We start from the raw sequence: 26,874 nt of genomic DNA, 5'->3' as shown, positions 1-26,874 counted from the left end.
TGAGTGCTGCCTAGACGTCCGCTGCCCTTGCGCGCAATGCCCGGACCACGCCGTCGCGGTTCTCCAGCATCATGCGGCGCAACGCGGCGCTTTCCTCCGGAAGCCCAGCGAGGAATTCATCCGTGCGGTCCACGGTGGCTTGCGCGGTGAGCTGCGCTGGGTAGAGGCCCACCACAATCTGCTGGGCGAGGGCGTGGGTGCGTTCCTTGACGATTCCGGGGACGGCTTCGAAGTATTTCCCGGCGAACGGCTCCAGCAAGGCGGTGTCGGGCACCCGCATGAAGCCAGCCACGGCGGACGCCTGGAGGGCATTGGAGAGCTCACCCTTGACCACAATCGAGTCCCAGGCCGCTTGCTTGGCCTCGGCGGTGGGGATGGCTGCCTTGGCTTGCGCCGCAGCGTTTTGGCCGTTCGAGGTGTTGTCCCGAGCCAGTTCAGCGTCGATGCGCTCCTGGCCCTGGCGGCCCCCGGCCACCAAGGCAGTCAGGAGCTCCCACCGCATATCCTGGTCGACTGCCAGGCCCTCGAGGGTTTCCGTCCCGTCCAGGAGGGCCTGGAGGCGGTCAAGCTGCCTATCGCTTCGCGCGAGCTGGGCGAAAGCCTTTGCGAACTGCAGCTGTGCGTCCGAGCCGGCCTCGACCGCGGATGCAAGCTCCCACAGCTTTTCGGCCGCCGCGGTGGTGGCCTCCAATTTGTGGTCTGCCGCCACGTAATAGGTCAGCGTGGTCGCGAGCTGGCGCAGCTGGACCAGTATTACTGACGAGTCAGTTTCGTCGGCAATGTTGGCCAGGATCAGGTCCGCGTAGCCGCGTGCCGGGGTTTCGCCGTCGCGGGCTGCGTCCCAGGCCGAGCCCCACACCAGGGTCCGGGGAAGGCTGGCAGCGAAGTCCTTCAGGTGTGCTTTGGCCGTCGCCAGGCTATCCGGATCCAGTCGGACCTTTGCGTAGGCAAGGTCGTCATCGTTGAGCAGGATCAAGTCAGGACGCTTCATGCCCACCAGGGCAGGAACTTCCGTGCGGGGGCCGTCCACGTCGAGTTCCTCGCGGTGCGTCCGTTCCAGCTTCCCGTTGGCCGAGAGGGTGTAGAAACCGACCGCCAGGCGGTGCGGGCGGAGGGTGGGCTGTTCCTCGATCGCGGTCTGCCGGATGGCGAAACCTGTAATGGTGCCGGCGGCATCGACCGTGAGTTCGGGGGAGAGGGTGTTCACGCCGGCTGTCTCGAGCCAGAGCTTGCCCCACTGGTCAAGATCGCGTCCCGACGCGGCTTCGAGTTCCACCATGAGGTCTGCGAGCTCGGTGTTCTTCCAGGCGTGCTTGGCAAAGTATGTGCGGACGCCGGCCATGAACTGCTCCGGACCAACCCAGGCCACCAATTGCCGGAGCACTGAGGCGCCCTTGGCGTAGGTGATGCCGTCGAAGTTGACCTCAACGTCCTCGAGGTTGTTGATTTCGGCGAAGATGGGGTGCGTTGTTGGCAGCTGGTCCTGCTTGTACGCCCAGGACTTCTCCACGGAGGCGAAGGTGGTCCAGGCGCGGTCGAATTCCGTGTTTTCCACCGCTGCCAAGTGGGACATGTACTCAGCGAAGGACTCGTTGAGCCAGAGGTCGTTCCACCAGCGCATGGTCACCAGGTCTCCGAACCACATGTGGGCCAGTTCGTGCAGCACCGTGATGGCACGCCGTTCAATCTGGGCGCCGGTGACTTTGCCGCGGAAGACGTAGCCCTCCAGGATGGTGACAGCGCCTGCGTTTTCCATGGCTCCGGCATTGAATTCGGGCACGAAGAGCTGGTCGTACTTCTCGAACGGGTACGGGCACCCGAACTGGGCCTCGAAGAATTCGAAACCCTGCCGCGTGAGTTCGAAGATGTTGTCCGCGTCGAGGTATTGCATGAGGGACTTCCGCGCGAACACCCCGAGCGGTATGACCCGGCCGTCGGAGCTGGTGACCTCGGAACGGACGGACTGGTACGGTCCTGCAATCAGGGCGGTCACATAGGAGGACAGCCGCGGCGTCGGGGCGAACTTCCAGACAGACCGTGCACCGCCGTCCTCTGCGGGTGCGGTTTCGGAAGGGACGGGCGTAGGGGAGTTTGAAATGACATCCCAGTGCGAAGGCGCCGTCACGGTGAAGGTGAAAGTGGCCTTCAGGTCCGGCTGTTCGAACACGGCGAACATGCGGCGCGAATCCGGGACTTCGAACTGTGTGTAGAGGTAGGCCTCGCCGTCTACGGGGTCGACGAAGCGGTGGAGGCCCTCGCCGGTGTTCATGTAGGGGGCATCCGCAACGACCGTGAGTTCGTTCTCAGCCGCGAGTCCGGGGAGCTGGATGCGGACCCCGTCGGCGACCTCCGCGGGGTCCAGTTCCGTGCCGTTGAGGGTCACGCTGTGGACGGTGTGCGTGATGGCGTCGATGAACGTCGAGGATCCGGGGCGCGCCGAGAACCTGACAACCGTGGTGGAGCCAAAGACCTCCGGGCCTTTGGTCAGATCCAAGGTGACGTCATACGACTCGACGTTGAGCAGTTCGGCGCGGGCGGCCGCTTCATCGCGGGTGAGGTTCAGGCCTGGCAAAGTGGTGCCTCCGGGAAGGTGGGGTGACCGACCGGTAGGCCCGGTCGCTGGTGTGAAGCCATTCTTTCACTCCCTGACGGTAAGGCAAGGAGCTCACACCATAGTGTCGTCCTGACGGAGTAGCGTTGAAGCATGGGACGGTTCCGGGACACGCTCGACCTCCGCGCGCTACGGTTCGCGGTGGCTTTTCCTTTGATGCTCGCCGCAGGATTCGTTGTGTGCGCGCAGATGCTGCGCAACGACCTTCCGCAACCGGTCGCTGTCATGTGGAACGCCGACGGCGGCACCTCCTTCGCGCCTTTCGGCGCCTACGTAGCCGGAGGCGCAGCCCTGATCATCGTTTTCGGATGGGCCGCTTTCCTGCAGGCCGTACCGTTGGCCCGCCCGGTGGTCATGCGGCGCGTCATGATGGGCCTTGGACTCATGCTCAGCCTCTTCATCACCACTGTGCTGGCAGCCGGGCTGGTAGGGCAGTCGGGGCTTGCGGACGCCCGGTTGTCCCACGTCGATCCGATCGTATTGGCAATGGGAAGCGGCGCAGCGTTGGCCCTCGGCATCGTGATGATGTTCGCTTTCAAGCCCGACCCCCGATGGACTCCCGAGGACGATGCCGCACTGCAATCGGAGCTTCGCCTCCTGGAGGACCCCGACCTCGCCAACGACACCCTGAGGATGTGGGTACATGCCCGGAGCTCCGTGTTCATCATGATCATTGTTTCGGCGCTCTTCCCGGCTGCACTGATCGCAGTGGTGGTCCCGTGGCTGGGTGCCTTGGTCGCCTTGGCGGCCCTGGTGGGAGCGGGATTCCTGTTCGCCCGGGTGCGTGCCGACAGGGGAGGGCTGCAGGTCTTCGCGGGCGGCCTCGTGCGCGTCCTGGCCGTTCCCGCCGTCGACATCGCAGCAGCGGCACCCGCGGATGTCAAAGCTGCGGATTACGGCGGGTGGGGATGGCGCCACCACGACGACGCCACGGCAATGCTCGTCGGCAGCGGACCCGCGGTAGTCGTCAGGAGGCTCAATGGGCGGCGTGTGGCGCTGAGCGCCGGAACCCGCGCCTCCGCGGACAAACTCGCCGGAATCTTGAACAGGGCGGCCCATCGGGCCCAAGGGGGGGACGGGCAGACCCAACAACCCGGCTAGCGGTACCCTAGGTAGCGCATCCCTCATCGCCGCGCCCGGCCAGTGCTGTGCCACTGCCCAGTGCCGTACCTGCGCGCCAGAAAGAAACGGACTTCCTGTGACTACACCCCGCGTCCACATTGCAACTGACCACGCCGGCATGGAACTGAGTGCCCACCTGGTCAGCCACCTCACAGCCAAGGGCTACGAAGTGGTGGATCACGGTCCCAAGGAATACGACGCCCTGGACGATTACCCGTCGTTCTGCATCAACGCAGGCGTCGCTGTGGTCGCCGACCAGGAAGCTGGCGTGCACGCCTTGGGAATCGTCCTTGGCGGCTCCGGCAACGGCGAACAAATTGCCGCAAACAAGGTCAAGGGTGTGCGAGCCGCCCTGGCTTGGAACCTTTCTACAGCCAAGCTCGCCCGCGAACACAACGATGCGAACGTCGTCGCAGTCGGAGGGCGCCAGCACAGCGTCGAAGAGGCCACGGAGCTGATCGAGGCATTCCTTGCTGAGCCTTTCAGCAACGACGAACGGCATGTCCGTCGGATCGGCAAGATCGCGGTGTACGAAAACACCGGCGAAATCGTCGAATAGTGCCAGAAGGCCACTCGGTCCATCGCCTGGCCCGCCAATTCCAGGATGTTTTTGGCGGTCAGCGGTTGGAAGTTACCAGTCCGCAAGGACGCTTCTCCGCCGGGGCTGCGCTGCTGACCGGGCACACCATGGTTGACGCCATGGCCCACGGAAAGCAGTTTTTCCTCAGCTTTGACCACGGACTGTTCCTCCACGTTCACTTGGGCCTGTACGGCGCCTGGAGTTTCGGGGGCGACGAATCCTTTACCGGGGCGTCCAGCATCGGCGCTCCCCGTCGAATCGGCGAGCGGGAGACTGGCTCGGCCGCGCCGGACGGTGCCTACGCCGGACCGCCTCCGCCCGTAGGGGCGGTGCGTGTCCGCCTCGTTTCGGACCACGGATGGGCCGACCTGCGTGGGGCCACCACCTGTGCGGCGATCACAGCCGCGGAGGCAGAGGCCGTGCTGGCAAGGCTGGGCCCGGATCCTCTGCATAACCGGCCGGGGGACCGTGAGGAGTTTATTCGACGCCTGCGTCGCCGCAAGACTGCCGTTGCCTTGTTATTGATGGACCAGTCGGTGCTCGCCGGGGTGGGCAACATCTATCGGGCCGAAGTGCTGTTCAGACAGGCAGTTGATCCGTGGACCCCAGGAAGCAGCATCGACGCCGAAACGGCTGGCCGGCTGTGGGATGACACGGTGGCAACAATGGCCGACGGCGTCCGTGACGGTCGGATTGTTACGACGCCTCCGTCGCTGTGGACCGGTGGAGGGGCAATCGCGCCCGACGCCGATGCGCACTTTGTCTATAAACGTCACGGCTTGCCCTGCCGGGCTTGCGGGACGCTGGTGGGCATCACCGAAATTGGTGCTCGCAAGCTGTATTGGTGTCCCGGCTGCCAGGTTTAGGCGGTTCCAGGCTCTGTTTCGAAGCCAAAAACAGCTGGAAGCAAAAAGCGCCCCGATCCGAAGACCGGGGCGCTTTGCTGGAGGGGACGACGGGAATCGAACCCGCGTAATCAGTTTGGAAGACTGAGGCTTTACCATTAAGCTACGTCCCCAGGTGGACATCCTCTTGAGGACGCTTTCCCTGTGGCTGTTGAAGCCGGGTACAACTAAACCTAATTCCGGCGGCGGTGTCAAATGTGCAATCTTGGCTCGCTTGCCCGTAGACTGTCCTGTGCATTCGGGGTGTAGCTCAGCTTGGCTAGAGCGCCTGCTTTGGGAGCAGGAAGTCGCAGGTTCAAATCCTGTCACCCCGACTCTGTGTTTGTGTCCGCTTCAGGGATACGACAGAACCCCATACCCACAAAATCAGGAGTACTTAGACTGTGAAGAGCGCTGTCGAGAACCTCACCGCAACGCGGGTCAAGCTCAACGTTGAGGTTCCCTTTGAGGAACTGAAGCCGAGCATCGATGCCGCGTACAAGACCGTTGCTTCGCAGATCCAGGTTCCCGGATTCCGCAAGGGCAAAGTTCCTTCCAAGCTCATCGACCAGCGCGTCGGCCGTGGCTATGTACTGGAAACGGCCATCAATGATGGCTTGAACGGCTGGTACCAGGCTGCTGTCCAGGAAACCGGCGTTCGTCCGCTGAGCCGTCCTGAGGTTGAAATCACCGAAGTTCCGGACCCGTCCGCAACCGATGGTGAACTCAAGTTCCAGGTCGAGATCGACGTCCGTCCCGAGATCGAACTGCCGGAATACTCCGGTATCAAGGTTGAGGTTGCTGCTGCGGAATCCTCCGAAGCCGACGTCGACAAGGCCCTCGATGAACTGCGCGGCCGTTTCGGCACGCTGAAGTCCGTCGAGCGTCCCGCCAAGAACGATGACTTCCTCACCATCGACATCAACGCCACGATCGACGGCGAAGAGATCGACTCCGCTGCCGGCCTGTCCTACCAGGTAGGCGCAGGCACCATGCTCGAAGGCCTGGACGAAGCCGTAACCGGCCTCTCTGCTGACGAAGAAGCAATCTTCGACACCACGCTTGTCGGCGGCGACCACGCCGGCGAAGCTGCTCAGGTCAAGGTCACGGTCAAGGCCGTGAAGGAGCGCGAGCTCCCTGAAGCCAACGACGACTTTGCGCAGCTGGCCTCAGAGTTCGACACCCTGGCTGAGCTCCGTGAGGACCTCGCCAAGCAGGCTGCCGACTCCAAGGTTGTTGAGCAGGGCGTTGAGGCCCGTGACAAGGTCCTGGACAAGCTCGTTGAGCTCGTCGAGGTCCCCGTGCCGGACTCGGTGGTGGAAGAGCAGATTGAAGCGCACTTCAACCCGGAGAACGCACACGGCGAAGGTGACCACGACACCGAGGAGCACCGCGCCGAGGTCAAGGCCAACACTGAGCGTGCCTTCCAGAACGAAATCATCCTTGACGCCATCGCGGACAAGGAAGAGGTCAATGTCAGCCAGAACGAGCTCATTGACTACATCGTGACCACCGCCAGCCAGTACGGCATGGACCCGAACCAGTTCGCCCAGATCATTGATCAGAGCGGCCAGGTTCCCATGATGGTTTCCGAGGTCCGCCGCCGCAAGGCGCTGGCCGTCGTCCTGGGCCAGGCAGAGGTTGTCGACTCCGAGGGCAACAAGGTTGACCTCACGGACTTCGTCCGGCCTGCCGGCGAAGCTGAAGCTGAAGATGCTGAAGCTGTCGAAGCAGCCGACGAAACGGAAACTCCCGCAAGCGACGATCCCGCCGCTGTGAAGTTCTAGTACACGCCGTCAACCGACCCCGGATCTTCTGATCCGGGGTCGGTTTGCTTTAAGGCCCCCGTTGGCGCTGATCCCAAACGTGCGCCGTCAGCGAACAGCGCGATTCCGGCGAACAAATCACCCCCGAAAACGGTTAGTGTCCAAGTAGTGAAGTTCAGTGAGGTCACTGGCACCAGCGAGAGGTAAGTACTTATGTCACAGCAATCAGAGGCTCCCCGGATGGCAACTGTCGATCCCGCAGCCCAGGACAACTACATCTACAACCGCCTGCTGAAAGAGCGCATCATTTGGCTCGGCTCTGAAGTGCGTGACGAGAACGCCAACGCCATCTGCTCGCAGCTGCTCCTGCTCTCGGCCGAGGACCCGGAGAAGGACATCTACCTGTACATCAACTCCCCTGGTGGGTCCGTGACAGCCGGTATGGCCATCTACGACACCATGCAGTTCATACCGAACGACGTCGTCACCGTCGCCACCGGCCTGGCTGCTTCCATGGGCCAGTTCCTCCTGTCCTCCGGAACCAAGGGCAAGCGCTATGCAACCCCCAACGCCCGCATCCTGATGCACCAGCCCTCGGGCGGCATCGGCGGCACCGCCTCGGACATCAAGATCCAGGCTGAGCTGATCCTGCACATGAAGAAGGTCATGGCTGAGTTGACCGCGGAGCAGACGGGCCAGACCGTCGAAACCATCCTCAAGGACAACGACCGCGACAAGTGGTTCACCGCTACCGAGGCCCTGGAGTACGGATTCTTCGACAAGATTTCGGCGCACGCCGGTTCTGTTGCCGGCGGTGGCGGAACGGCCAACCAGTCGAACTCCGACAACTGACCGGCACTAAAGAACCACTGAAACCCAGGAGTAAAGAACATGAACTACAACTTCGGATGGTCTGCCGGTAATCTCCCGTCCAGCCGCTACGTCCTGCCCCAGTTCGAAGAGCGCACGCCTTACGGCTTCAAGCGCCAGGACCCGTACACCAAGCTGTTCGAGGACCGCATCATCTTCCTCGGCGTCCAGGTTGACGATGCCTCGGCCGATGACATCATGGCCCAGTTGCTGGTCCTCGAGTCAACGGACCCGGACCGTGACATTACCTTGTACATCAATTCGCCGGGTGGCTCGTTCACCGCCATGACGGCTATCTACGACACCATGCAGTACATTCGCCCGGAGATCCAGACGGTCTGCCTCGGCCAGGCGGCCAGCGCCGCAGCGGTCCTGCTCGCCGCCGGTACACCCGGGAAGCGCCTGGCGCTGCCGAATGCCCGCGTACTGATCCACCAGCCGGCTCTGTCCGGTGGCCAGGGTGGCCAGGCCTCTGACCTGGAAATCCAAGCTGCCGAGGTCATGCGTATGCGTACATGGCTTGAGGACACGCTGGCCCACCACTCGGGTCGCACCTCGGAGCAGGTAAACAATGACATCGAGCGTGACAAGATCCTGACGGCCGCCGAAGCCATGAACTATGGTCTGATCGACCAGGTCCTTGACTCCCGGAAGATCAAGCCCCAGGCAATCGCCCGGTAGTAACCGGAATTGGACGCCGGTGCGGTTCACGAAATATGGACCGCACCGGCGTTCTGTTTCCACCCAAGCAGCCCATTGTGACCTAGAGTGGATCTTGTCACGGTGGTGCCAACCGCGGCATGGCCGCACACTTGAGTACGGCGCGCCGCCGCATCACCCGCATGCAACGAAGGGATTCCCACATGGCTCGGATTGGCGAGAGCACGGATCTGCTGAAGTGTTCTTTCTGCGGAAAGAGCCAAAAGCAGGTGCGGAAGCTGATTGCCGGGCCCGGTGTGTACATCTGTGACGAGTGCATCGAGCTCTGCAACGAAATCATCGAAGAGGAGCTTGCAGAGGTTTCCGATCTCGGTAGCTTCGAACTGCCCAAGCCCCGCGAGATCTTCGACTTCCTGCAGGAATACGTCATTGGCCAGGAACCGGCGAAAAGGTCCCTGGCTGTTGCCGTGTACAACCACTACAAGCGCATCCAGGCAGGGCACGCACCCAAGACCGGAAGCCTGGGCGAGGGCTCGCACCACGAGGACGTGGAAATTGCCAAGTCCAACATCCTGCTGATTGGGCCCACCGGCTGCGGAAAGACCTACTTGGCCCAGACGCTGGCGCGGCGGCTCAACGTGCCGTTTGCTGTTGCCGATGCCACGGCCTTGACGGAGGCGGGCTACGTTGGCGAGGACGTTGAGAACATCCTTCTGAAGCTCATCCAGGCCGCCGACTATGACGTCAAGAAGGCCGAACAGGGCATTATCTACATCGACGAGATCGACAAGATTTCCCGTAAGAGCGAAAACCCCTCGATCACGAGGGATGTCTCCGGAGAAGGTGTCCAGCAGGCGCTCCTGAAGATCCTCGAGGGCACAGTGGCCTCGGTTCCACCGCAGGGCGGCCGGAAGCACCCCCACCAGGAATTCATCCAGATCGACACCACCAATGTGCTCTTCATCGTGGCCGGTGCGTTTGCTGGATTGGAAGACATCATTGGTTCCCGGTCCGGGCGCAAGGGCATCGGCTTCGGAGCTCCGCTGAACGAGGCCAGGGACAACGTCGACACATATGGCGAAGTCATGCCCGAGGATCTGCTCAAGTTCGGGTTGATTCCCGAATTCATTGGTCGGCTCCCGGTCATCACCACAGTTTCCAGCCTTGACCGGCCCGCCTTGATCCAGATTCTGTCCACCCCAAAGAACGCCTTGGTGAAGCAGTACCAGAAGATGTTCCAGCTTGACGGTGTGGACCTGCAGTTCGACGACGACGCCCTGGACGCCATTGCCGACCAGGCGCTGGAGCGCGGCACGGGAGCCCGCGGCCTCCGGGCGATCATGGAAGAAGTACTGCTGCCAGTGATGTTCGATCTTCCCAGCAGGGACGACATTGCCACGGTGGTCATCACCTCCGAGGTCGTACTCAAGAAGGCGCAGCCCACCATGATTGCCCACGATGTCGTGGCCAAGCGCAGGAATAAGTCGGCCTAGGCGCCTGTTGGCGTAAATAAGGCAAGGCTCCGCCGGAGTCGCCAGCCAACCACCTTCCCACCTTTCCGAGGAGTTCCCTGTGCCCGAACAGACTGCCAACAAAGCTGATTTCTGGTTCGACCCCGTCTGCCCGTTCGCGTGGATCACGTCACGTTGGATCGGGGAAGTGGAGCAGGTTCGTGGAATTGAGACTGAATGGCATGTCATGAGCCTCTCGGTCCTCAACGAAGGCCGTGACCTGCCCGACGAGTACCGCGCCATGATGGACAACAGCTGGGGACCTGTCCGTGTCATCATTGCCGCCCAGGAACTGCACGGCGACAGCTACGTCAAGCCCCTCTACGACGCCATGGGGGAGCAGATCCACCATGAAGGCAACAAGGACCGCGCCTCCGTCATCCAGAAGGCGTTGGCCGAGGTAGGCCTTCCTGCAGAGCTGGCTCGTTTCGCAGACTCGGACGAGTATGACGCCAAGCTGCGCGAAAGCCACGAAGCCGGTATCTCCCTGGTCGGCCAGGATGTGGGTACCCCGGTGGTTGCGTTCAACGGAACAGCATTCTTCGGCCCGGTCCTGACTCGGATTCCGCGCGGCGAAGTGGCCGGTAAGCTGTGGGACGCCACGGTCACTTTGGCTGACTACCCACACTTCTTCGAGCTGAAGCGCAGCCGCTCGGAAAGCCCAGAATTCAGCTAGCCGGAAATAATCCAGCTACTTCAGGAACCGTGATGTCCTCCGGTCGGCGAGGATCTTGCCGTTGGTCTGGCACGTAGCGCAATACTGCAGGGAGGTGTCCGCGAAGGACACCTCCCTGACTGTATCCCCACAGACCGGGCACGGTTGTCCTGTCCTTGCGTGCACACGGAAATTGCTGCGCTTGGTGTCTTTGAGTTCACTGGATGGCTTGCCGGCCGCGGCGTTGACGGCACCCACCAGGACGTCCTGCATGGAGGCGTAGAGTCGCGCCACGGTCGTCTGGTCCAGTGACTTCGCGCTTGCGAAGGGAGAGATCTTGGCGGCGTGGAGGATTTCGTCGCTGTAGGCGTTCCCGATTCCGGCAATGACGCCCTGGCTGCGGAGCAACCCTTTGATTTGTTGCGAACTGGACGCGAGAATGGCTGCGAAAGTGTCGACGTCGAAGTCCGGGCTGAGCGGCTCGGGCCCCAGGGTAGCGATACCCGGTACGTCATGGGGATCCTTGACCACATAGATAGCCAGGCTCTTCTTGGTTCCGGCTTCGGTCAGGTCCAAGCCGATGTGCGCGTCGTCGGAAGGCCGGTGAAGCAACAGTCGCGCCGCGATGTTGCTTTTCCCCATGCGCAGTCCGGCAGATGATGGGTGCTCCGTGTAGCGCACCCAGCCGGCCTTCGCCAAGTGGAACACGAAGAACAGGCCTTCGACATCGATGCACACGAACTTCCCGATGCGTCGGACCCCTCGAACGGTCCTGCCTTCGAGGGCGCTGTAGGGCGGGTCGGCTGTCTTGAGCGCCGAGAACGAGTTGATGCGGACCTCGGTGAGCACGGCGCCATGGAGTTGGGTGTCCAGGTACATGCACAGCCCGTGCACTTCGGGGAGTTCCGGCATGGTCATACTCTGCCACATGGCAGGGCGAACCCACAGAAAGAGGGAGCAAAAAGCCCTCGACGAACTACAGTTCTGTAGTTCTTCCGAAGGCCTTGTGCATCGCCCGCAGCGGGACAACAATGGTTCTTACCCACTTCGAAAGAAGAGGGACACGGAAACCAAAGATTCAGTGATATGCAACCAACGCAGCCTTCGGCGAAGTTGGAAGCAAGCTACCAGTGACGAGGTAGGAAGACCTGAAATTCCAAGGATTCCGCCAGACTGCCAAGCCGTCACCAAGCAGCCGAAAAGTCGAAGCCCCACCAACGGCAAAACGCTGATGGGGCTTCCCCTTTGCCCAAAACGGGCACGATGCCGCTAACGCGGATCCTGGCTGCTAGGACGCTGTAACGTCCTCCACGGGTGCCAGGACAACATCACTGACGGTCAGGTCGCCTTCCCCGGACTGGAGCGTGATTTCCTTGGCGTTGGCAGCTGCCTTCAGGTCACCGAGGCCAGCCTTCAACTGGGCTACGAGTACCTCAGGAGCGGTGATGGCTGCTGAGAGTACCTCGGTGCGCTGCTTGACCTTGGCTTCGGACTTGGCTTTCCGGATACCGCTGAGGGCAACGCCCACGGTGCTGAGCATGGTGGTATCGCCGTCGGTGATTTCCACGGCGGCGGGCCATGCCGCACGGTGGACCGAACCGGTGCGCCACCAACCCCATACCTCTTCGGTAGCGAAGGGCAGGAACGGCGCGAACAAGCGCAGGAGTGCGTCCAGCGTGGTTGCCAGCGCTGCAAGCACGGAGGCCTGTTCTGCTTCGCCGGCGGCACCGTAGGCGCGGTCCTTGATGAGCTCCACGTAATCGTCCGTGAACTGCCAGAAGAACGATTCCGTGATCTGGAGCGCACGGGCGTAGTCGTAGTTTTCAAACGCCTTGGTTGACTGCGCGACGACGTCCGAGAGTTGGGCGAGCAGCGCGCGGTCCAGCGGGTTGGTCAGTACCGAAAGGTCGGTGGTGACAACCGAGTTCTCCGTGGCACCGAGGTTCAGCACGAACTTCGAGGCGTTGAGTAACTTGATGGCCAGGCGGCGGCCGATCTTCATCTGCGCGATCTCGTACGCGGTGTCGGCGCCAAGCTTGGCCGATGCAGCCCAATAACGGACAGCGTCAGAGCCGTACTCGTTGAGCACATCCGTGGGCACCACAACATTGCCCTTGGACTTGGACATCTTCTTACGGTCCGGGTCCAGGATCCAGCCGGAAATGGCCGCATGCTTCCAGGGGGCGCTCTTCTGCAAGGCATCCGCACGGACGGCCGAGGAGAATAGCCAGGTGCGGATGATGTCGTGGCCTTGGGGACGGAGGTCGAAGGGGTAGACCTTGGAGAACAGGTCCTCGTCGCGGCTCCAACCGCCCACAATCTGCGGGGTGAGGGAAGATGTGGCCCAAGTGTCCAGGACATCGGCGTCACCCGTAAAGCCGTTGGCCTGGTCGCGCTGCGATTCCTCGAAGCCGGGAGCGGCGTCGGCGGCGGGGTCCACCGGCAGCATGTCGTCAGAGGGCAGGATGGGGTTGTCGTAGTCCGGGTTGCCCTGGGCGTCCAGCGGGTACCAGACTGGGATGGGCACACCGAAGAAGCGCTGGCGCGATACGAGCCAGTCGCCGTTCAGGCCGGCGATCCAGTTTTCGTAGCGGGAGCGCATGAAGGCCGGGTGGAAGGTGATCTCCTGGCCACGGCCGATCAGCCGTTCCCGGCGTTCCTCGTCGCGGCCCCCGTTGCGGATGTACCACTGACGGGACGTCACCACTTCGAGGGGCTTGTCGCCCTTCTCGAAGAAGTTCACAGGGTGGGTGATCTTCTTGGGTTCGCCATCGAGCAGATCGGCGGCCTTGAGCAGTTCCACCACGGCTTCCTTGGCGGAGAAAGCGGTCTTGCCGGCGATGGCTGCGTAGGCTTCCTTGCCGGCTTCGGTATTGATCCACTCCGGGGTGTCGGCGATGATCCTGCCGTCGCGGCCCATGATGGCTCGCGTGGGGAGCTGGAGTTCACGCCACCAGGTGACGTCGGTCAGGTCACCGAACGTACACACCATAGCGATGCCGGAACCCTTGTCCGCTTTGGCGAGCGGGTGGGCCTTGACCTCAAGTTCCACGTCGAAGAGCGGAGACTTTACTGTCTTGCCGAACAGCGGCTGGTACCGCTCGTCGTCGGGGTTTGCCACCAGAGCTGCGCAGGCAGCAAGCAGTTCCGGGCGGGTGGTCTCGATGAAGATCTTTTCGCCGTCTTCGGTGAAGAAGGGGTAGCGGTAGTAGGCGCCGGCAACTTCGCGGTCCTCGAGCTCGGCCTGCGCCACAGCGGTACGGAAGGTTACGTCCCACAGTGTCGGTGCCTCGGCCATGTAGGCGTCACCGGCAGACAGGTTCGCGAGGAAGGCGCGCTGCGACACGGCGCGGGAGGTGTCGTCGATGGTGCGGTATGTCAGGTCCCAGTCCACGGACAGGCCCAGGGTCTGGAACAGGTTCTCGAAGACTTTCTCGTCCTCAACGGCGAGTTCCTCGCACAGTTCGATGAAGTTCTGGCGCGAAACGACGTCGAAATCGCGCTGGTTCTTCGCCGGCTGAGCCGGGGGCGTGTAGTCAGCCTTGTAGGGAACGGCGGGATCGCAGCGCACACCGTAGTAGTTCTGGACACGGCGCTCGGTGGGCAGCCCGTTGTCGTCCCAGCCCATGGGGTAGAACACGTTCTTGCCCGTCATGCGCATGTAGCGGGCCTGGACGTCGGTCTGGGTGAAGGAGAACATGTGGCCCACGTGGAGGGAGCCTGATGCCGTCGGCGGGGGAGTGTCGATCGAGTAGACCTGCTCCCGGGTGGTGTCCGGGTTGAACTTGTAGGTTCCCTCGCTCAGCCAGCGCTGCGTGAGGGCAGCCTCGAGGCCTTCAAGGGCCGGCTTGTCGGGAACGTTGATGGGGGCGGTGGCGGGCGTGTCTGTACCCTGCGTTGATTCAGCCATGGACCAATTGTTTCATGGCCCGGCGTTACAACCCGCCGTCCGGTGCCCCCGCACGCCCGATAGGGTAGTGCCATGACTTTGGCAGCACACCAGACCCCCGCAGTCCAGAACAAAACCGCCGTCGTTACGGGGGCGAGCACCGGCATCGGAGAAGCCACCGTGAGGGCGTTGGCTTCCACCGGCTGGAAGGTCTTCGCGGTGGCACGCAGGGCTGACCGCCTTGGCGCCCTGGGTGCCGAAACCGGCGCCGTGCCGTTCCCGGCTGACATCACGGTCGACGACGACGTTGCGGCCTTGCTCGCGGCCGTCACCGAAGCCGGAGGTGCGGACACCCTCATTAACATCGCCGGCGGTGCCCGTGGCGCGGACATCATCGCGAACGCCGACACCGAGGACTGGGACTGGATGTACCAGGTAAACGTCCTGGGCACCATGAAAATCACGCGGGCGTTCCTGCCGATGCTGCGCGACAACGGCGAAGGAACTGTCCTCAACCTGACCTCGACGGCCGGGCTGTCCGCCTACGAAGGCGGTGCCGGCTACAACGCGGCCAAGTTCGCCCAGCACGCCATGACCAATGCCCTGCGCCTGGAAGAGGTTGGCAACAACGTCCGGGTCATAGAGGTCGCTCCCGGTCTTGTGCACACGGAGGAGTTCGCCCTTAACCGCTTGGGCGACAAGGACGCCGCTGCCAAGGTGTACGAGGGCGTCGAGAAGCCCCTGACCGCTGCGGACGTGGCCGACGTCGTAAAGTACGCCGTCTCCTTGCCGCACCACATCAACCTCGACCAGATCGTGGTCCGCCCGGTAGCCCAGGCCGCCAACCACAAACTGATCCGGAACCAGGCCTAAACCGTCGCCGGCCCGCCAAACCGTTGCAAGCCAGCGACGGCTTAGCGGGTAAGGAACGAGTTAGCCCGCGGGGACGCCAAGTGTGGCCATGATGGCTGCGTGGTCGCTGCCGGGAACCTGGCGGACCGAGTAGTTGCTGCTGCTGATCCGGGGCGTTGTCACCATATGGTCGATGACGATCCCCGGAAGCGGTGGCCCCTCCATCGGCCACGTGGGGGAGAACCGGGCACCTGCGGCTGTCCCTGCATCCACCAGTTTGCGTCCGTCCGGTCCGGAGTCCAGCAAGGCCCGGAACTCCGAATGGTCATAGGTGGAGTTGTAGTCGCCCATGAGCAGCTGGTTGCCGGGCCGGGCTGCCTGGCGGGCGATCTTCGCAAGGTCGCTCCGCCACTGGGCTATGCGCTCATCCACAGGAGGAAGAGTGTGCACATTGGTTAGGTGCAACGTGGCCGTGGCACCGGCGGCCGGATCGGCCACTTGGACGCGGGTGACGTCCATGGTGAACGGGGTGTCCGGCAGTTGTCCCTCGGCTTCCAACGGAAACACCGAATACACCGCGCCGCCCGATGCGTCGTCATTGGGTTTGCTGAGGTGTTGGGGCAGCAACCTCTCCAGGCCCTCGGACCGTAGGCGATCCTCCAGTCCTTGAGTGAACTCCTGGATCACCAACAGCTGGACGCCGTTGTCGCGGACCAACCCCACGATCGTGGCCGCATCCGCCCCGCCATACTCGGAGTTCAGGCTCATGACCCTAATATCCGCGGCAGGGGTCCCCGCGGACGAGGGCTCCGCCTTTCCTGCATCAAAGGGGAAAAGCCAGAACAACTGCGCGGCAAGCAGGACCGTGCTGGTGAATATCACCCAGGCACGCCGCCCCAGTACCGCGAGGAGCAATGCCAGCACCGTAGGCAGCACCATCCACGGGGTGAAAGACAGCAGCTGGACCACCGGCAGAGGCCACTCAGCGGGAACAGCACGGAAGATGGACAGCCCCGCCACCGGGACCATAAGGAGCAGGGCCAGCACCGACCACACAATGGAAGGCCTTCCTGGCGTGGTGCGGGTTTCCGGAACGGCAGCAGCGGGATGCGTCATGGGCCCGAGTCTATTCATGGGCGTCACGTGACGCCCATCCGGAGGAGGAACTGCCGAGTAGAGCAAGGACCCCGGCTGCCGCTAGACTTGGAGGACAAGCGTTGACCCGGCCATCACCGGTGAGCTTCCGGAAGAACAGCACAGACCGTCTACGTGGCGGCCAGCGCCCACTAGAACCGGACGGGTAAGCCCGTCACAGCAGTAATGAGAGGCCGGGACCCTGCGTCCCGGTAAGTGAGGTGGTACCGCGGTACCTGCGCAGCCGACAGGCAGCTCAGAAGCCGTCCTCGCATCCTGACAGTCAACCAGCTATCACAGGATATGAGATGACCCACTACCCCAAGGCCTCAGCGTCTTCTTCCGGCACGCACGGCGTGTCCGCTTCCGTGAAGTTCCCGGAGATCGAAGAACGCATCCTCAAATACTGGGATGAAGACGGCACCTTCCAGGCCAGCATCGACCAGCGCGATGCCGGTAAGGATGGCAGCAACGAGTTCGTCTTTTACGACGGCCCTCCCTTCGCCAATGGCCTGCCCCACTACGGCCACCTGCTCACGGGCTACGCCAAGGACCTCGTGGGCCGCTACCAGACCCAGCGCGGCAAGCGCGTGGAACGCCGCTTCGGCTGGGACACCCACGGGCTGCCGGCAGAGCTTGAGGCCATGAAGCAGCTCGGCATGACGGACAAAACCCAAATCGAAGCCATGGGCATCGACAAGTTCAACGATGCCTGCCGTGCCTCCGTCATGAAGTACGCCAACGAATGGAAGGCCTACGTCACCCGCCAGGCCCGCTGGGTGGACTTCGAGAACGACTACAAGACCCTCAACGTCGAGTACATGGAGTCGGTCCTCTGGGCTTTCAAGCAGCTGCACGAGAAAGGCCTGACCTACAACGGCTACCGCGTCCTTCCGTATTGCTGGAAAGACGAGACGCCACTGTCCAACCATGAGCTCCGCATGGACGACGACGTCTACAAGAACCGCCAGGACCAAACAGTCACGGTCACGTTCCCCATCAAGGCCAACGGCTCCGCGCTTTCCAACGAACTCGAAGGCGTACAGGCGCTCGCCTGGACCACGACGCCCTGGACGCTGCCCACCAACGCAGCGCTCGCCGTCGGGCCTGACATCTCGTATGCAGTGCTGCCCGCCGGACCGAACGGCGTGAAGGCCGCTTCCGCTGAGGCGCCGGTTTCCGGAAGCTTCATGCTGGCCGCTGATCTCGTGGGGTCCTACGCCAAGGACCTGGGGTACGACGACGCCGCTGCCGCAGCTGCCGCTGTAGTGTCCACTTACACGGGCGCCCAGTTGGAAGGCCTCGAGTACGAACCGCTCTGGAACGATTTCGCCGATACCGAAAAGTACGGGACCCAGAATGCCTGGCGGATCCTCGTTGCGGACTACGTCACCACCACCGACGGTACGGGCATCGTCCACCAGGCTCCGGCTTACGGTGAAGATGACCAGAAAGTCTGTGAAGAAGCCGGCATCCCCGTGGTTCTTTCCGTGGATGAGGGAGCCAGGTTCCTTCCCCTGTTCGCCCATGGCCGCCTCGCGGAAATCGTCGGCCTGCAGGTCTTCGAGGCCAACAAACCAATCACGCAGGTTCTCCGTGCCGACGGCCGCTTGGTGCGCCAGGCCAGCTACGAGCACAGCTACCCACACTGCTGGCGCTGCCGTAACCCCTTGATCTACCGCGCTGTGTCCTCCTGGTACGTGGAAGTCACCAAGTTCAAGGACCGCATGTCCGAGCTGAACCAGGAGATCAACTGGATCCCCGGCAACGTCAAGGACGGCCAGTTCGGCAAGTGGCTGGAGAACGCACGTGACTGGTCCATCAGCCGCAACCGCTACTGGGGTTCGCCCATCCCGGTATGGCAGTCGGACGATCCCGAGTACCCGCGCACCGATGTCTACGGCTCGTTGGCCGACCTTGAGGCGGACTTTGGCCGGCTTCCTGTCAACAACGAAGGACAGGTGGACCTGCACCGCCCGTTCATCGATGAACTGACCCGGCCCAACCCGGACGATCCCTCCGGTAAATCAACAATGCGCCGCGTGGAAGATGTCTTGGATGTATGGTTCGATTCCGGCTCGATGCCTTACGGGCAGGTCCACTACCCGTTCCAAAACGAGGAATGGTTCGACACCCACAACCCTGCGGACTTCATCGTGGAGTACATCGGCCAGACCCGTGGCTGGTTCTACATGCTGCACATCCTGTCCACGGCGCTGTTCGACCGGCCGGCGTTCCGCAACGTCATCAGCCACGGCATCGTGCTGGGCTCCGACGGGCAAAAGATGTCCAAGAGCCTGCGCAACTACCCGGACGTGTCCGAGGTCCTTGACCGCGACGGTTCCGACGCGATGCGTTGGTTCCTCATGTCCAGCCCCATCCTCCGCGGAGGCAACCTGATCGTCACCGAACAGGGCATCCGTGACGGCGTCCGCCAGGTCATCCTGCCGCTGTGGAACGTTTACAGCTTCTTCACGCTGTACACCAACGCCGCCAACGGCGGTGCGGGTTACGACGCGAAGCTGCGTTACGACGGCTACTCCGACACGCTGGACCAGTACCTCATGGCCAACACGGGGGACCTGGTGCGCAACGTCACGGCAAGCCTGGACAGCTATGACATCTCAGGTGCCTGCGACGAACTCCGCAGCTACCTGGACATGCTCACCAACTGGTACGTCCGGCGCAGCCGCCAGCGCTTCTTCGACGAGAACGTTGATGCCTTCGACGCCCTGTACACGGCCCTCGAAACGATCTGCCGTGTCTCCGCCTCCTTGCTCCCGCTTGTCTCCGAGGAGATCTGGCGCGGATTGACGGGCGGACGTTCGGTCCACCTGGCTGACTGGCCTGACGCTGCGTTGTTCCCGTCCAACCCGGAACTCGTCGAAGCCATGGACCGTGTCCAGCAGATCTGTTCCACGGGTTCGAGCTTGCGCAAAGCCGCCAACCTTCGCGTACGCCTGCCCTTGCAGGAACTGACCGTCGTGGCACCGGGCGCGGATGCGCTGGAAGGCTTTGCCGCCGTCGTCGCGGATGAACTTAACCTGCGCTCCGTGCGCCTCATGGACGCTTCCTCTGCCTCGCCGGAAGAGTTCGGCATCGAGCAGAAACTCGTGGTCAACGCCCGGGCCGCCGGTCCGCGCCTTGGCAAGAACGTCCAGCAGGCCATCAAGGGCTCCAAGTCGGGCGATTGGTCCGTGAACGATGGAGTCGTGGTGGCCGGCGGCCTTGAGCTCGAGCCCCACGAATACACCCTGGAAACAGTGGTGGCCCAGTCGGCCGACGGCGGTGCTGCCGCTGCCGCCGTCCTGCCCGGTGGCGGTTTTGTGGTCCTCAACACCGAGGTCACGCCGGAACTTGCCGCCGAGGGACTGGCCCGCGACATGGTCCGGGCCATCCAGCAGGCACGCAAGGACGCTGGACTCAATGTCAGTGACCGCATCCGCACCTCTGTTCATGCCGCGCAGGACGTTGTCGACGCCCTGGAAGCCAACGCTGAGCTGGTCAAGACCGAGACACTCACCGTGGAACTCGAAGTCCTGGTTGCCGGCGTCGACGAACCGCAGGTTACCGTGGCAAAGGCAGGGGCCTGATCATGACTGACGAATTCTCGGTGGAAAGCGTCTACGCGGAACTCCTTGGCCGGGCGCCGGAAAACAAGATGGAGCCACGCCTGGCTCCGCTGTTCCGTGCCATGGACGTGCTGGGGGAGCCGAACAAGGCCTTCCCGATCATCCACATCACGGGCACCAACGGCAAGACCTCCACTGCCCGCATGATCGAAGCCGGTCTGCGCGCCCACGGACTCAGCACGGGCCGCTACACCAGCCCGCACCTGTCAAAGGTCACTGAGCGCATCAGTATCGACGGTGAGCCTGTGCCGGACGCGACGTTCGTCCGCATCTGGGACGAAATCCGCCCGTACCTGGAAATCGTTGACAACGAGCTCGTCGCGGAGAACCAGCCACGGCTGACGTACTTCGAATGCCTGACCATCCTTGGCTTTGCGGTCTTCGCTGACCAGCCGGTGGACGTAGCAGTCATTGAAGTCGGCTTGGGAGGCATCACCGATGCCACCAACGTCGGAGACGGCCAGGTCTCGGTCATCACGCCGATCTCGCTGGACCATACGGACCTGCTGGGCGACACCACCGAGGACATTGCTTACGAGAAGGCCGGAATCATCAAGGCCGGCGGCTTCCTGGTGAGTGCGGCCCAGCCGGTGGATGCGGCCCAGGTCCTGCTGGAAAAGGCCCGCGAAGTGGACGTTCCGTTCCGCTTCGAAGGCGTTGAGTTCGGCGTTGAATCCCGCAGCGTGGCCGTGGGTGGCCAGGTCCTGACCATCCAGGGACTCGCCGGTCGCTACGAGGATCTTCTGCTGCCGTTGCACGGCGCCCACCAGGCCGAGAACGCCGCTGTTGCCGTGGCTGCCCTTGAGGCATTTTTCGGCGGGGGAGAGAAGGAGCTCGACGCCGAGGTGCTGAAGGAAGCATTCGGCACGGTGACGTCGCCCGGCCGCCTCGAGGTGGTGCGGACCGCTCCCACTGTGGTGGTGGACGCTGCCCACAATCCGGATGGAATCCGGGTCTCTGCCGAGGCCATCCAGGAGGCCTTCAGCTTCAGCAAGTTGGTGGTGGTAGTGGGCATCCTGCGGGAGAAGGATGCCGAGGAGATCCTGAAAACCCTCAAGGAGTCCCTGGGCGGACTCGCCGAGGAATTCTGCTTCACCCAGTCCAACTCGGCACGTGCCGTGCCTGCAGCGGAACTGGCCGAACTCGCCGTCGACCTCGGTTTTGGTGAGGACAACGTACATATCGCGGAGAAGCTCGACGACGCCCTCGAATGGGCTGTGGAGCGTGCTGAATCCAACGACGACCTCGCCGGTGGCGTCCTGGTGACCGGATCGATCACCGTAGTTGCAGAGGCCCGAATCCTGCTCGGAAAGGCAGGTGCCTGAGCGTGGCCAAGATGACGAAGGCCCAGCGCGAATGGCGGCCGGGCATGCCGAAGAAACGTCGGTCCACCAAGATGATGTTCGCGTCCACGGTGCTTCTGCTGGAGGCCTTCGTGGCGTTCTTCGGGACCCTGGCTGTCTTCGGGCTGAAGCGGGGTGAAGTGGACCCCGGGATTATCCTGGGCGTGGGCATCGCCTTGAGCATTGTGCTGGTTCTGGCCTGCGCAGTGTTGTCCAAACCCTGGGGCATCGCAGTCGGCTGGGCCTTGCAACTGGTCCTGATCCTGACGGGCTTTGCTGAGCCCACGATGTTCATTGTCGGCATCCTCTTCGCCATCTGCTGGTGGTATGGGATCAGGGCAGGGATGCGCATCGACCGCGAAGTGGCGCAACGGGACCGTGAGCAGGCGGAATGGGACGCGGCCCACGGTGACGAAGCAGGCACCCAAACCCCGTAAACTGGCATGAAAACCACTGACCAACCACATTGGAGCAACTGTGAGCATTGAACGGACCCTCGTCCTGGTCAAGCCCGACGGCGTCGCCCGCAACCTGGGCGGGACCATCCTCGCCCGGATCGAAGCCAAGGGCTACACCCTGGCGGAGCTGAAGAAGGTCAACGCGACCCGCGAGCTGCTGGAACAGCACTACGAGGAACACGTGGGCAAGCCGTTCTATGAGCCCCTGGTCGAGTTCATGCTGAGCGGACCGGTCATCGCCGCAGTCTTCGAAGGCCACCGCGTGATCGAAGGCTTCCGGTCGTTGGCAGGAACAACGGACCCCACCACTGCGGCACCGGGCACCATCCGTGGCGACTTCGGCCGCGACTGGGGCCTGGCAGTCCAACAGAACCTGGTCCACGGATCGGATTCCGTTGACTCCGCTGAGCGTGAGATCAAGATCTGGTTCGAGGGCTAAGAACGCCCCACCGAGATGACAGAAAAGGCCAATGTTCGAGTCGAACATTGGCCTTTTCTATCATCTCGCGGGCGTTTGCGCGTGTTTCCTTAGTAGCCGGACGTCCCGGCGAACACGTGGAGGAATGCGAAGAAAATAGTGGCGGCGACGGCAACGTAGAGCAGTGCCACAATGATCCAGCCGGAATCACCCAGCAGTTTGGCCAGCGCCGGCGGTCCCTTGATGACACCGGTGGAGATGTTCCGGATTGTCACCCAGACGAACAGGGGAATCATGACGGCCCAGACCACCATGCAGAACGGGCACAGGACGTTGATGACGTAGAGGGCCTGCGACCACAGCCACACAACGAATGCGAAACCCAGGGTTACCCCGGTCTGCAGACCCAGCCAGTACCAGCGGGAGAACTTTGCGCCGGCAAGGAGGCCCATGGCGGTGGTGATGATGACGGCGAACGCGACAATCCCGATGAACATGTTCGGGAAGCCAAACACTGAGCTTTGGGGAGTTTCCATGACCTTGCCGCAGGAAATCCAGGGATTTACATCGCAGACGGTGACATGGTTGGGGTCCTTCAGAACTTCGAGCTTCTCAAGGACCAACGCCCCTGAGGCAAGCCAGCCGATGACGCCGGTGATCAGCAGGAGCCACGCAAAGGGCTTGTCCCGCACGGTCTTGGGCAGTGCAGCGTACACGGTGGACTGTTCTTCCACCGGCGTGGAGGCGTTCTTGGCCAGGTTTCCCCTGGCGGTGCTCGGCATCGCGGATCTGATCCTTTTCGATATGTGGCCCGGCGGGGCGGGAAGGGCTCTTGGGAGGATTGTAGCGCCGTAGGCTGGGGGAGGCCCCCAGCCTGTAGCGGCAGTGCGGCGACACAGCCGGTTACCCCGCGAAGGTGCAGGGGTGTGAGAGAATGAACATGGCCGGTTTTCGACCCACATTCGGAATCCGGTCCGGTGACTTGTTCCCAAGACCGCCAGTATGAGCTGGGCATGCCCCGGATCCCGTGATCCTCGGTAGGCCCGCCATGACAATGGACGGCACCTGGTTGTGGCAGCAGAACAACGGGTTTCAGGACAGGGCCACCGGCCTTCCAGGGCTGCCGCACCCCAATGATGGTGCGAACCGGAAGGCAAACTACCGACTTCTGTCAACGCCTGCGGGTTTTGACAATATTTGCCCCACCGGGCGCCGGATGTGGCGGCGTCGCTGGGGCAGGAGTGTTGCCACATATGGATAAAGACCAGGTTGTAGCCGTTAATGACGAGGCAGCTTCCGCGGAAACAGCGGAAGTGCCGAAGAAGACCACCCGGACCCGCCGCAAGGCCGCGCCCAAGGAAACTCCCGCGGTTGAGTCGCCCACCCCTGAAGTGCCTGCAGCTGTCGAGGGGACCGATACCCCGGAAGCGGCCGCCCCGCCGGTACGCAGGACCCGGTCCCGCAAGAAGGTTGAACCCGCGGAGCCGCTCCCCGGCTTGGGCGAGGAAGCCGCTGGCGCCCCCGAGGCCGCCGCAGTCGAGAGCCAGCCTGAAGCTGTCGCCGAGCCCGCCCCCGAAAAGCCGGTCCGCCGTCGTCGTACGGCTAAGCCGAAGGCTGAAGCAGCCGAGGCGCCGGCCGCTGAAGAAACCACGACGCCGGAGCCCGGCTCCCAGCCCGTCGAACCTGCTGCTGAGCCAGTCGCCGCAACACCGGCTGCTGCTGATGCGCCGGCTCCTGCGGCCGAGGACGCTCCCGCTGAGGAGGAGACACCGGCCGCGTCCACGTCCCTTTTCCTTGAGCCGGTGTCCATCACGTCCATGATTTTCCAGGCTCCGGACCTCACCACCGTCCCGCGCGTTGCGGCCGTGGAAGAGAAGGCCGGGGAAGTCGAAGAAGAGGCCGAGTCCAGCGCGGACAACGAGCTCGATGACGCCGGCAGCCGCCGTCGTCGCCGGAGCCGTGGCCGCCGCGGCAGGCGTGGAACCGAACGCGAAGAGAACGAAACCGAAGGCCCCAGCGAGTCCGAGGACGACGAAGCCCAGGCAGCGGAAGCCCTTGAAGAAGGCGTGACGTCGCGTCGTCGCCGTCGCCGCCGCCGCGGCGACCAGGATCTTGAACTGACCGGTGGCACGGATGACGACCCGCCCAACACGGTGACCCGTGTCCGCGCCCCCAGGCCCATCACCGAAACGGCTCCGTCCAACCGTGTCGCCAGCGTCAAGGGCTCCACGCGGCTTGAGGCCAAGAAGCAGCGCCGCAGGGAGTCCCGCGAAACCGGCCGCCGCCGCCAGGTCATCACCGAAGCCGAGTTCCTTGCGCGCCGCGAGTCGGTAGACCGCCAAATGATCGTCCGCCAGCGCGACGACAGAATCCAGATCGGCGTCCTTGAGGACGGCGTCCTGGCCGAGCACTTCGTGTCCAAGACACAACAGGACTCGCTGATCGGCAATGTGTACCTCGGCAAGGTCCAGAACGTACTGCCTTCCATGGAAGCCGCGTTCGTGGACATCGGCCGTGGACGTAACGCCGTGCTGTACGCCGGCGAAGTCAATTGGGATGCTGTCAACCTCGAAGGCCAGCCGCGCCGGATCGAGAACGCCCTGAAGTCAGGCGATTCTGTCCTGGTGCAGGTCACCAAGGACCCGGTGGGTCACAAGGGTGCCCGACTGACCAGCCAAATTTCGCTGCCGGGCCGCTACCTGGTGTACGTACCGGGCGGCTCAATGACCGGTATCTCCCGCAAGTTGCCGGACGTCGAACGCAACCGCCTCAAGCGCATCCTCAAGGACCGCTTGCCGGAAAACGCCGGCGTCATTGTCCGCACCGCAGCTGAAGGTGCCTCGGAAGAAGAGCTGACGCACGACATCAACCGCCTGCGCGCTCAGTGGGAGGGCATTGAGGGGCAAGCCTCCTCAACCAAGATCCTTGCACCGGAATTGCTGTACGGCGAACCCGACCTGACCATCAAGGTAGTGCGCGACGTCTTCAACGAAGACTTCTCCAAGCTGATCGTCTCCGGCGACGACGCATGGGACACCATCGAGGCCTACGTGACCTACGTTGCCCCTGACCTGGTGGGCCGCCTCGAGAAGTGGACCAAGGACCAGGACATCTTCGCTGCCTGGCGCATCGACGAGCAGATCCACAAGGCCCTGGAACGCAAGGTCTTCCTGCCCTCGGGTGGTTCGTTGGTCATTGACCGCACCGAAGCCATGACCGTGGTGGACGTCAACACCGGAAAGTTCACCGGCAGCGGCGGCAACCTCGAAGAGACTGTCACCAAGAACAACCTCGAAGCTGCCGAGGAAGTAGTCCGCCAGCTGCGCCTGCGCGATATCGGCGGCATCATTGTCATCGACTTCATCGACATGGTCCTGGAATCCAACCGCGATCTTGTGCTGCGCCGCATGGTTGAGTGCCTTGGCCGCGACCGTACCAAGCACCAGGTCGCTGAAGTCACGTCGTTGGGCCTGGTGCAGATGACGCGTAAGCGCATGGGCACCGGCCTCCTCGAGGTCTTCGGCGAGCAGTGCGAGCACTGCGCCGGCCGTGGCGTCGTGACACACGATGAGCCGGTGGAACACCGCCGTGCGAACGTTGTGGCCGCTGAGCACCACCGCCCGCACACGGAATCGACGCAGCAGCAGCCGGCGGCCCGTACGGAACGGAAGCGCCGCCGAGGCAAGGGTGGGGGACAGGCTGTTTCCGAAGCCCCCGCTCCGGTTCAGTCTGCGCCGGCCGCGCACGCGGCCTCGCCAACGCACCCGGAACCGCAGGACCCTGCGCGCCAGGCAAAGGCCGAGGCAACCCGCGCTGCGTTGGCTACCATCGCGGCTGCAGCACACGCTGCCCACCTGCACGACGACGAGCTTCACCGTGCAGAGGAACTGGCGCGGTCAACTCATCAGACGGCTGCCGACGAACCCGTAGCTCATGGCAACGACGAAGAATCAACGGCCCACGAGGCAGCAGTCCGGGAAGCACGCTCCACCCCGGTCCTGCGTTTCGGTGGCGAAGAAGTCGCTTTGCCGTTCGTTGAACACCAGGACGAACCACAGGCGGCCAAACCGGCAATGAGCCTGGATCTGCTGGCGGAGGCATTCTCCCACCTGGGAGCGGCGCCGGAGGCGGAAGCGGAACCAGCTGCCGTCCGCGAAGCTGTTGCTGCCCCGAAGGTGGCTGCCCCGGCTCGGGCCGCTGAGCAGGATCGGGAAGCCGCTTCGACGTCCGGGAGTCGCCGAGGTCGCCGTAACCGCAGCGCAAGCAGGGCCCAAGGTGCGGCCAACGAAACCAGCGTTGAACACCATGAAGTGACTGCGTCGGCGCCACAAGGTTCGTCCCACGAGGCTAAGGCCCCTGTGGAACCAGCCAAAAAGGCACCCGCAGACGAGCCCATCATCCTGGGAGTCGGCGTGCCGGCTTCCGAGCTCTGATCCGCTCACGGCTTATCGGACCCCGTAGCAACTGCCCCGGCAGTCGCTACGGGGTC

The 26,874-nt window shown here is 63.2% G+C and carries 19 protein-coding genes and 2 tRNA genes; 15 read left to right on the top strand and 6 right to left on the bottom strand.

The window, feature by feature from the left end:
* Positions 1-10 precede the first annotated feature (10 nt).
* Positions 11-2,572: an aminopeptidase N gene (gene pepN / locus ACNQOP_RS02600; protein ID WP_416403217.1), complete on the bottom strand. Its 2,562-nt coding sequence runs from the start codon at positions 2,570-2,572 to the stop codon at positions 11-13.
* Positions 2,573-2,704: 132 nt separating this feature from the next.
* Here pepN and ACNQOP_RS02595 point away from each other — a divergent pair, with 132 nt between their 5' ends.
* The 3 genes from ACNQOP_RS02595 (at position 2,705) to ACNQOP_RS02585 (ending at position 5,179) form a co-directional block, all read left to right on the top strand.
* Complete coding sequence (locus ACNQOP_RS02595) at positions 2,705-3,712, top strand: hypothetical protein (protein ID WP_416403215.1); 1,008 nt, start codon at positions 2,705-2,707, stop codon at positions 3,710-3,712.
* Between the two features lie 97 nt (positions 3,713-3,809).
* Positions 3,810-4,292: a ribose-5-phosphate isomerase gene (locus ACNQOP_RS02590; RefSeq protein WP_257367922.1), complete on the top strand. Its 483-nt coding sequence runs from the start codon at positions 3,810-3,812 to the stop codon at positions 4,290-4,292.
* Positions 4,292-5,179, top strand: coding sequence for an Fpg/Nei family DNA glycosylase (locus ACNQOP_RS02585; protein ID WP_257367923.1), 888 nt, complete (start codon positions 4,292-4,294; stop codon positions 5,177-5,179). The genes ACNQOP_RS02590 and ACNQOP_RS02585 overlap by 1 nt, the downstream gene beginning before the upstream one ends.
* Positions 5,180-5,257: 78 nt before the next feature.
* Here ACNQOP_RS02585 and ACNQOP_RS02580 read toward each other — a convergent pair.
* Positions 5,258-5,331: transfer RNA gene (locus ACNQOP_RS02580), tRNA-Gly, on the bottom strand.
* 126 nt (positions 5,332-5,457) lie between these two features.
* Here ACNQOP_RS02580 and ACNQOP_RS02575 point away from each other — a divergent pair.
* From ACNQOP_RS02575 to ACNQOP_RS02550, 6 genes are all read left to right on the top strand, one after another.
* Positions 5,458-5,532: transfer RNA gene (locus tag ACNQOP_RS02575), tRNA-Pro, on the top strand.
* A 69-nt stretch (positions 5,533-5,601) separates the two neighbouring features.
* Complete coding sequence (gene tig / locus ACNQOP_RS02570) at positions 5,602-6,984, top strand: trigger factor (protein WP_416403212.1); 1,383 nt, start codon at positions 5,602-5,604, stop codon at positions 6,982-6,984.
* 219 nt (positions 6,985-7,203) lie between these two features.
* The gene (locus ACNQOP_RS02565; protein WP_284985852.1) at positions 7,204-7,815 is read left to right on the top strand and encodes an ATP-dependent Clp protease proteolytic subunit; all 612 of its coding nucleotides are present in this window, start codon (positions 7,204-7,206) and stop codon (positions 7,813-7,815) included.
* A gap of 39 nt (positions 7,816-7,854) precedes the next feature.
* Positions 7,855-8,514, top strand: a complete 660-nt coding sequence (locus ACNQOP_RS02560) for an ATP-dependent Clp protease proteolytic subunit (protein ID WP_018777832.1) — start codon at positions 7,855-7,857, stop codon at positions 8,512-8,514.
* A gap of 182 nt (positions 8,515-8,696) precedes the next feature.
* Positions 8,697-9,986 carry an ATP-dependent Clp protease ATP-binding subunit ClpX gene (gene clpX, locus ACNQOP_RS02555; RefSeq protein WP_257367926.1) on the top strand — a complete coding sequence of 430 codons (1,290 nt, stop codon included), beginning with the start codon at positions 8,697-8,699 and terminating at the stop codon, positions 9,984-9,986.
* A 79-nt stretch (positions 9,987-10,065) separates the two neighbouring features.
* Complete coding sequence (locus ACNQOP_RS02550; RefSeq protein ID WP_284985818.1) at positions 10,066-10,680, top strand: DsbA family protein; 615 nt, start codon at positions 10,066-10,068, stop codon at positions 10,678-10,680.
* 15 nt (positions 10,681-10,695) lie between these two features.
* Here ACNQOP_RS02550 and ACNQOP_RS02545 read toward each other — a convergent pair whose 3' ends face one another.
* On the bottom strand, positions 10,696-11,571 hold the full coding sequence (locus ACNQOP_RS02545; protein ID WP_416403208.1) for an Fpg/Nei family DNA glycosylase: 876 nt from the start codon (positions 11,569-11,571) through the stop codon (positions 10,696-10,698).
* Positions 11,572-11,947: 376 nt separating this feature from the next.
* Positions 11,948-14,569, bottom strand: coding sequence for a valine--tRNA ligase (gene valS / locus ACNQOP_RS02540; protein WP_257367929.1), 2,622 nt, complete (start codon positions 14,567-14,569; stop codon positions 11,948-11,950).
* Between the two features lie 72 nt (positions 14,570-14,641).
* Here valS and ACNQOP_RS02535 point away from each other — a divergent pair, with 72 nt between their 5' ends.
* Positions 14,642-15,421 (top strand): SDR family oxidoreductase, encoded by a 780-nt coding sequence (locus ACNQOP_RS02535; protein WP_257367930.1) that lies wholly within the window; start codon positions 14,642-14,644, stop codon positions 15,419-15,421.
* Positions 15,422-15,481: 60 nt separating this feature from the next.
* On the opposite strand, the gene ACNQOP_RS02530 is transcribed toward ACNQOP_RS02535, so the two are convergent.
* Positions 15,482-16,516: an endonuclease/exonuclease/phosphatase family protein gene (locus tag ACNQOP_RS02530; protein ID WP_416403206.1), complete on the bottom strand. Its 1,035-nt coding sequence runs from the start codon at positions 16,514-16,516 to the stop codon at positions 15,482-15,484.
* Between the two features lie 326 nt (positions 16,517-16,842).
* Here ACNQOP_RS02530 and ileS point away from each other — a divergent pair, with 326 nt between their 5' ends.
* The 4 genes from ileS to ndk are packed head-to-tail and all read left to right on the top strand — an operon-like array spanning position 16,843 to position 22,406.
* Positions 16,843-20,127, top strand: coding sequence for an isoleucine--tRNA ligase (gene ileS, locus ACNQOP_RS02525; protein WP_416403205.1), 3,285 nt, complete (start codon positions 16,843-16,845; stop codon positions 20,125-20,127).
* Positions 20,128-20,129: 2 nt separating this feature from the next.
* On the top strand, positions 20,130-21,491 hold the full coding sequence (locus ACNQOP_RS02520) for a bifunctional folylpolyglutamate synthase/dihydrofolate synthase (RefSeq protein WP_257367933.1): 1,362 nt from the start codon (positions 20,130-20,132) through the stop codon (positions 21,489-21,491).
* 2 nt (positions 21,492-21,493) lie between these two features.
* Positions 21,494-21,946 (top strand): DUF4233 domain-containing protein, encoded by a 453-nt coding sequence (locus ACNQOP_RS02515; protein WP_416403204.1) that lies wholly within the window; start codon positions 21,494-21,496, stop codon positions 21,944-21,946.
* A 40-nt stretch (positions 21,947-21,986) separates the two neighbouring features.
* Positions 21,987-22,406: a nucleoside-diphosphate kinase gene (gene ndk / locus ACNQOP_RS02510; protein WP_062069281.1), complete on the top strand. Its 420-nt coding sequence runs from the start codon at positions 21,987-21,989 to the stop codon at positions 22,404-22,406.
* An 89-nt stretch (positions 22,407-22,495) separates the two neighbouring features.
* Here ndk and ACNQOP_RS02505 read toward each other — a convergent pair whose 3' ends face one another.
* The gene (locus ACNQOP_RS02505) at positions 22,496-23,167 is read right to left on the bottom strand and encodes a vitamin K epoxide reductase family protein (RefSeq protein ID WP_416403202.1); all 672 of its coding nucleotides are present in this window, start codon (positions 23,165-23,167) and stop codon (positions 22,496-22,498) included.
* A gap of 471 nt (positions 23,168-23,638) precedes the next feature.
* Between ACNQOP_RS02505 and ACNQOP_RS02500 the strand changes: the two genes are divergently transcribed.
* Positions 23,639-26,818, top strand: coding sequence for an Rne/Rng family ribonuclease (locus ACNQOP_RS02500; RefSeq protein WP_416403201.1), 3,180 nt, complete (start codon positions 23,639-23,641; stop codon positions 26,816-26,818).
* Positions 26,819-26,874 lie beyond the last annotated feature (56 nt).

Origin of the sequence: Arthrobacter sp. LFS091 (assembly GCF_047977885.1) — a bacterium.
Lineage (GTDB): Bacteria > Actinomycetota > Actinomycetes > Actinomycetales > Micrococcaceae > Arthrobacter.
The sequence above is the reverse complement of the archived record's forward strand: the minus strand, read 5'-3'. Positions and strand labels throughout refer to the sequence as shown.

What these genes read in the sequence shown, in the direction of transcription:
- ACNQOP_RS02595 (WP_416403215.1), top strand. Translation starts at nt 2,705, where the DNA reads ATGGGACGGTTCCGGGACACGCTCGACCTCCGCGCGCTACGGTTCGCG.
- ACNQOP_RS02505 (WP_416403202.1), bottom strand. Translation starts at nt 23,167, where the DNA reads ATGCCGAGCACCGCCAGGGGAAACCTGGCCAAGAACGCCTCCACGCCG.
- ACNQOP_RS02530 (WP_416403206.1), bottom strand. Translation starts at nt 16,516, where the DNA reads ATGACGCATCCCGCTGCTGCCGTTCCGGAAACCCGCACCACGCCAGGA.
- ACNQOP_RS02535 (WP_257367930.1), top strand. Translation starts at nt 14,642, where the DNA reads ATGACTTTGGCAGCACACCAGACCCCCGCAGTCCAGAACAAAACCGCC.
- ACNQOP_RS02500 (WP_416403201.1), top strand. Translation starts at nt 23,639, where the DNA reads ATGGATAAAGACCAGGTTGTAGCCGTTAATGACGAGGCAGCTTCCGCG.
- ileS (WP_416403205.1), top strand. Translation starts at nt 16,843, where the DNA reads ATGACCCACTACCCCAAGGCCTCAGCGTCTTCTTCCGGCACGCACGGC.
- ACNQOP_RS02520 (WP_257367933.1), top strand. Translation starts at nt 20,130, where the DNA reads ATGACTGACGAATTCTCGGTGGAAAGCGTCTACGCGGAACTCCTTGGC.
- ACNQOP_RS02560 (WP_018777832.1), top strand. Translation starts at nt 7,855, where the DNA reads ATGAACTACAACTTCGGATGGTCTGCCGGTAATCTCCCGTCCAGCCGC.
- clpX (WP_257367926.1), top strand. Translation starts at nt 8,697, where the DNA reads ATGGCTCGGATTGGCGAGAGCACGGATCTGCTGAAGTGTTCTTTCTGC.
- ACNQOP_RS02545 (WP_416403208.1), bottom strand. Translation starts at nt 11,571, where the DNA reads ATGCCGGAACTCCCCGAAGTGCACGGGCTGTGCATGTACCTGGACACC.
- valS (WP_257367929.1), bottom strand. Translation starts at nt 14,569, where the DNA reads ATGGCTGAATCAACGCAGGGTACAGACACGCCCGCCACCGCCCCCATC.
- ACNQOP_RS02565 (WP_284985852.1), top strand. Translation starts at nt 7,204, where the DNA reads ATGGCAACTGTCGATCCCGCAGCCCAGGACAACTACATCTACAACCGC.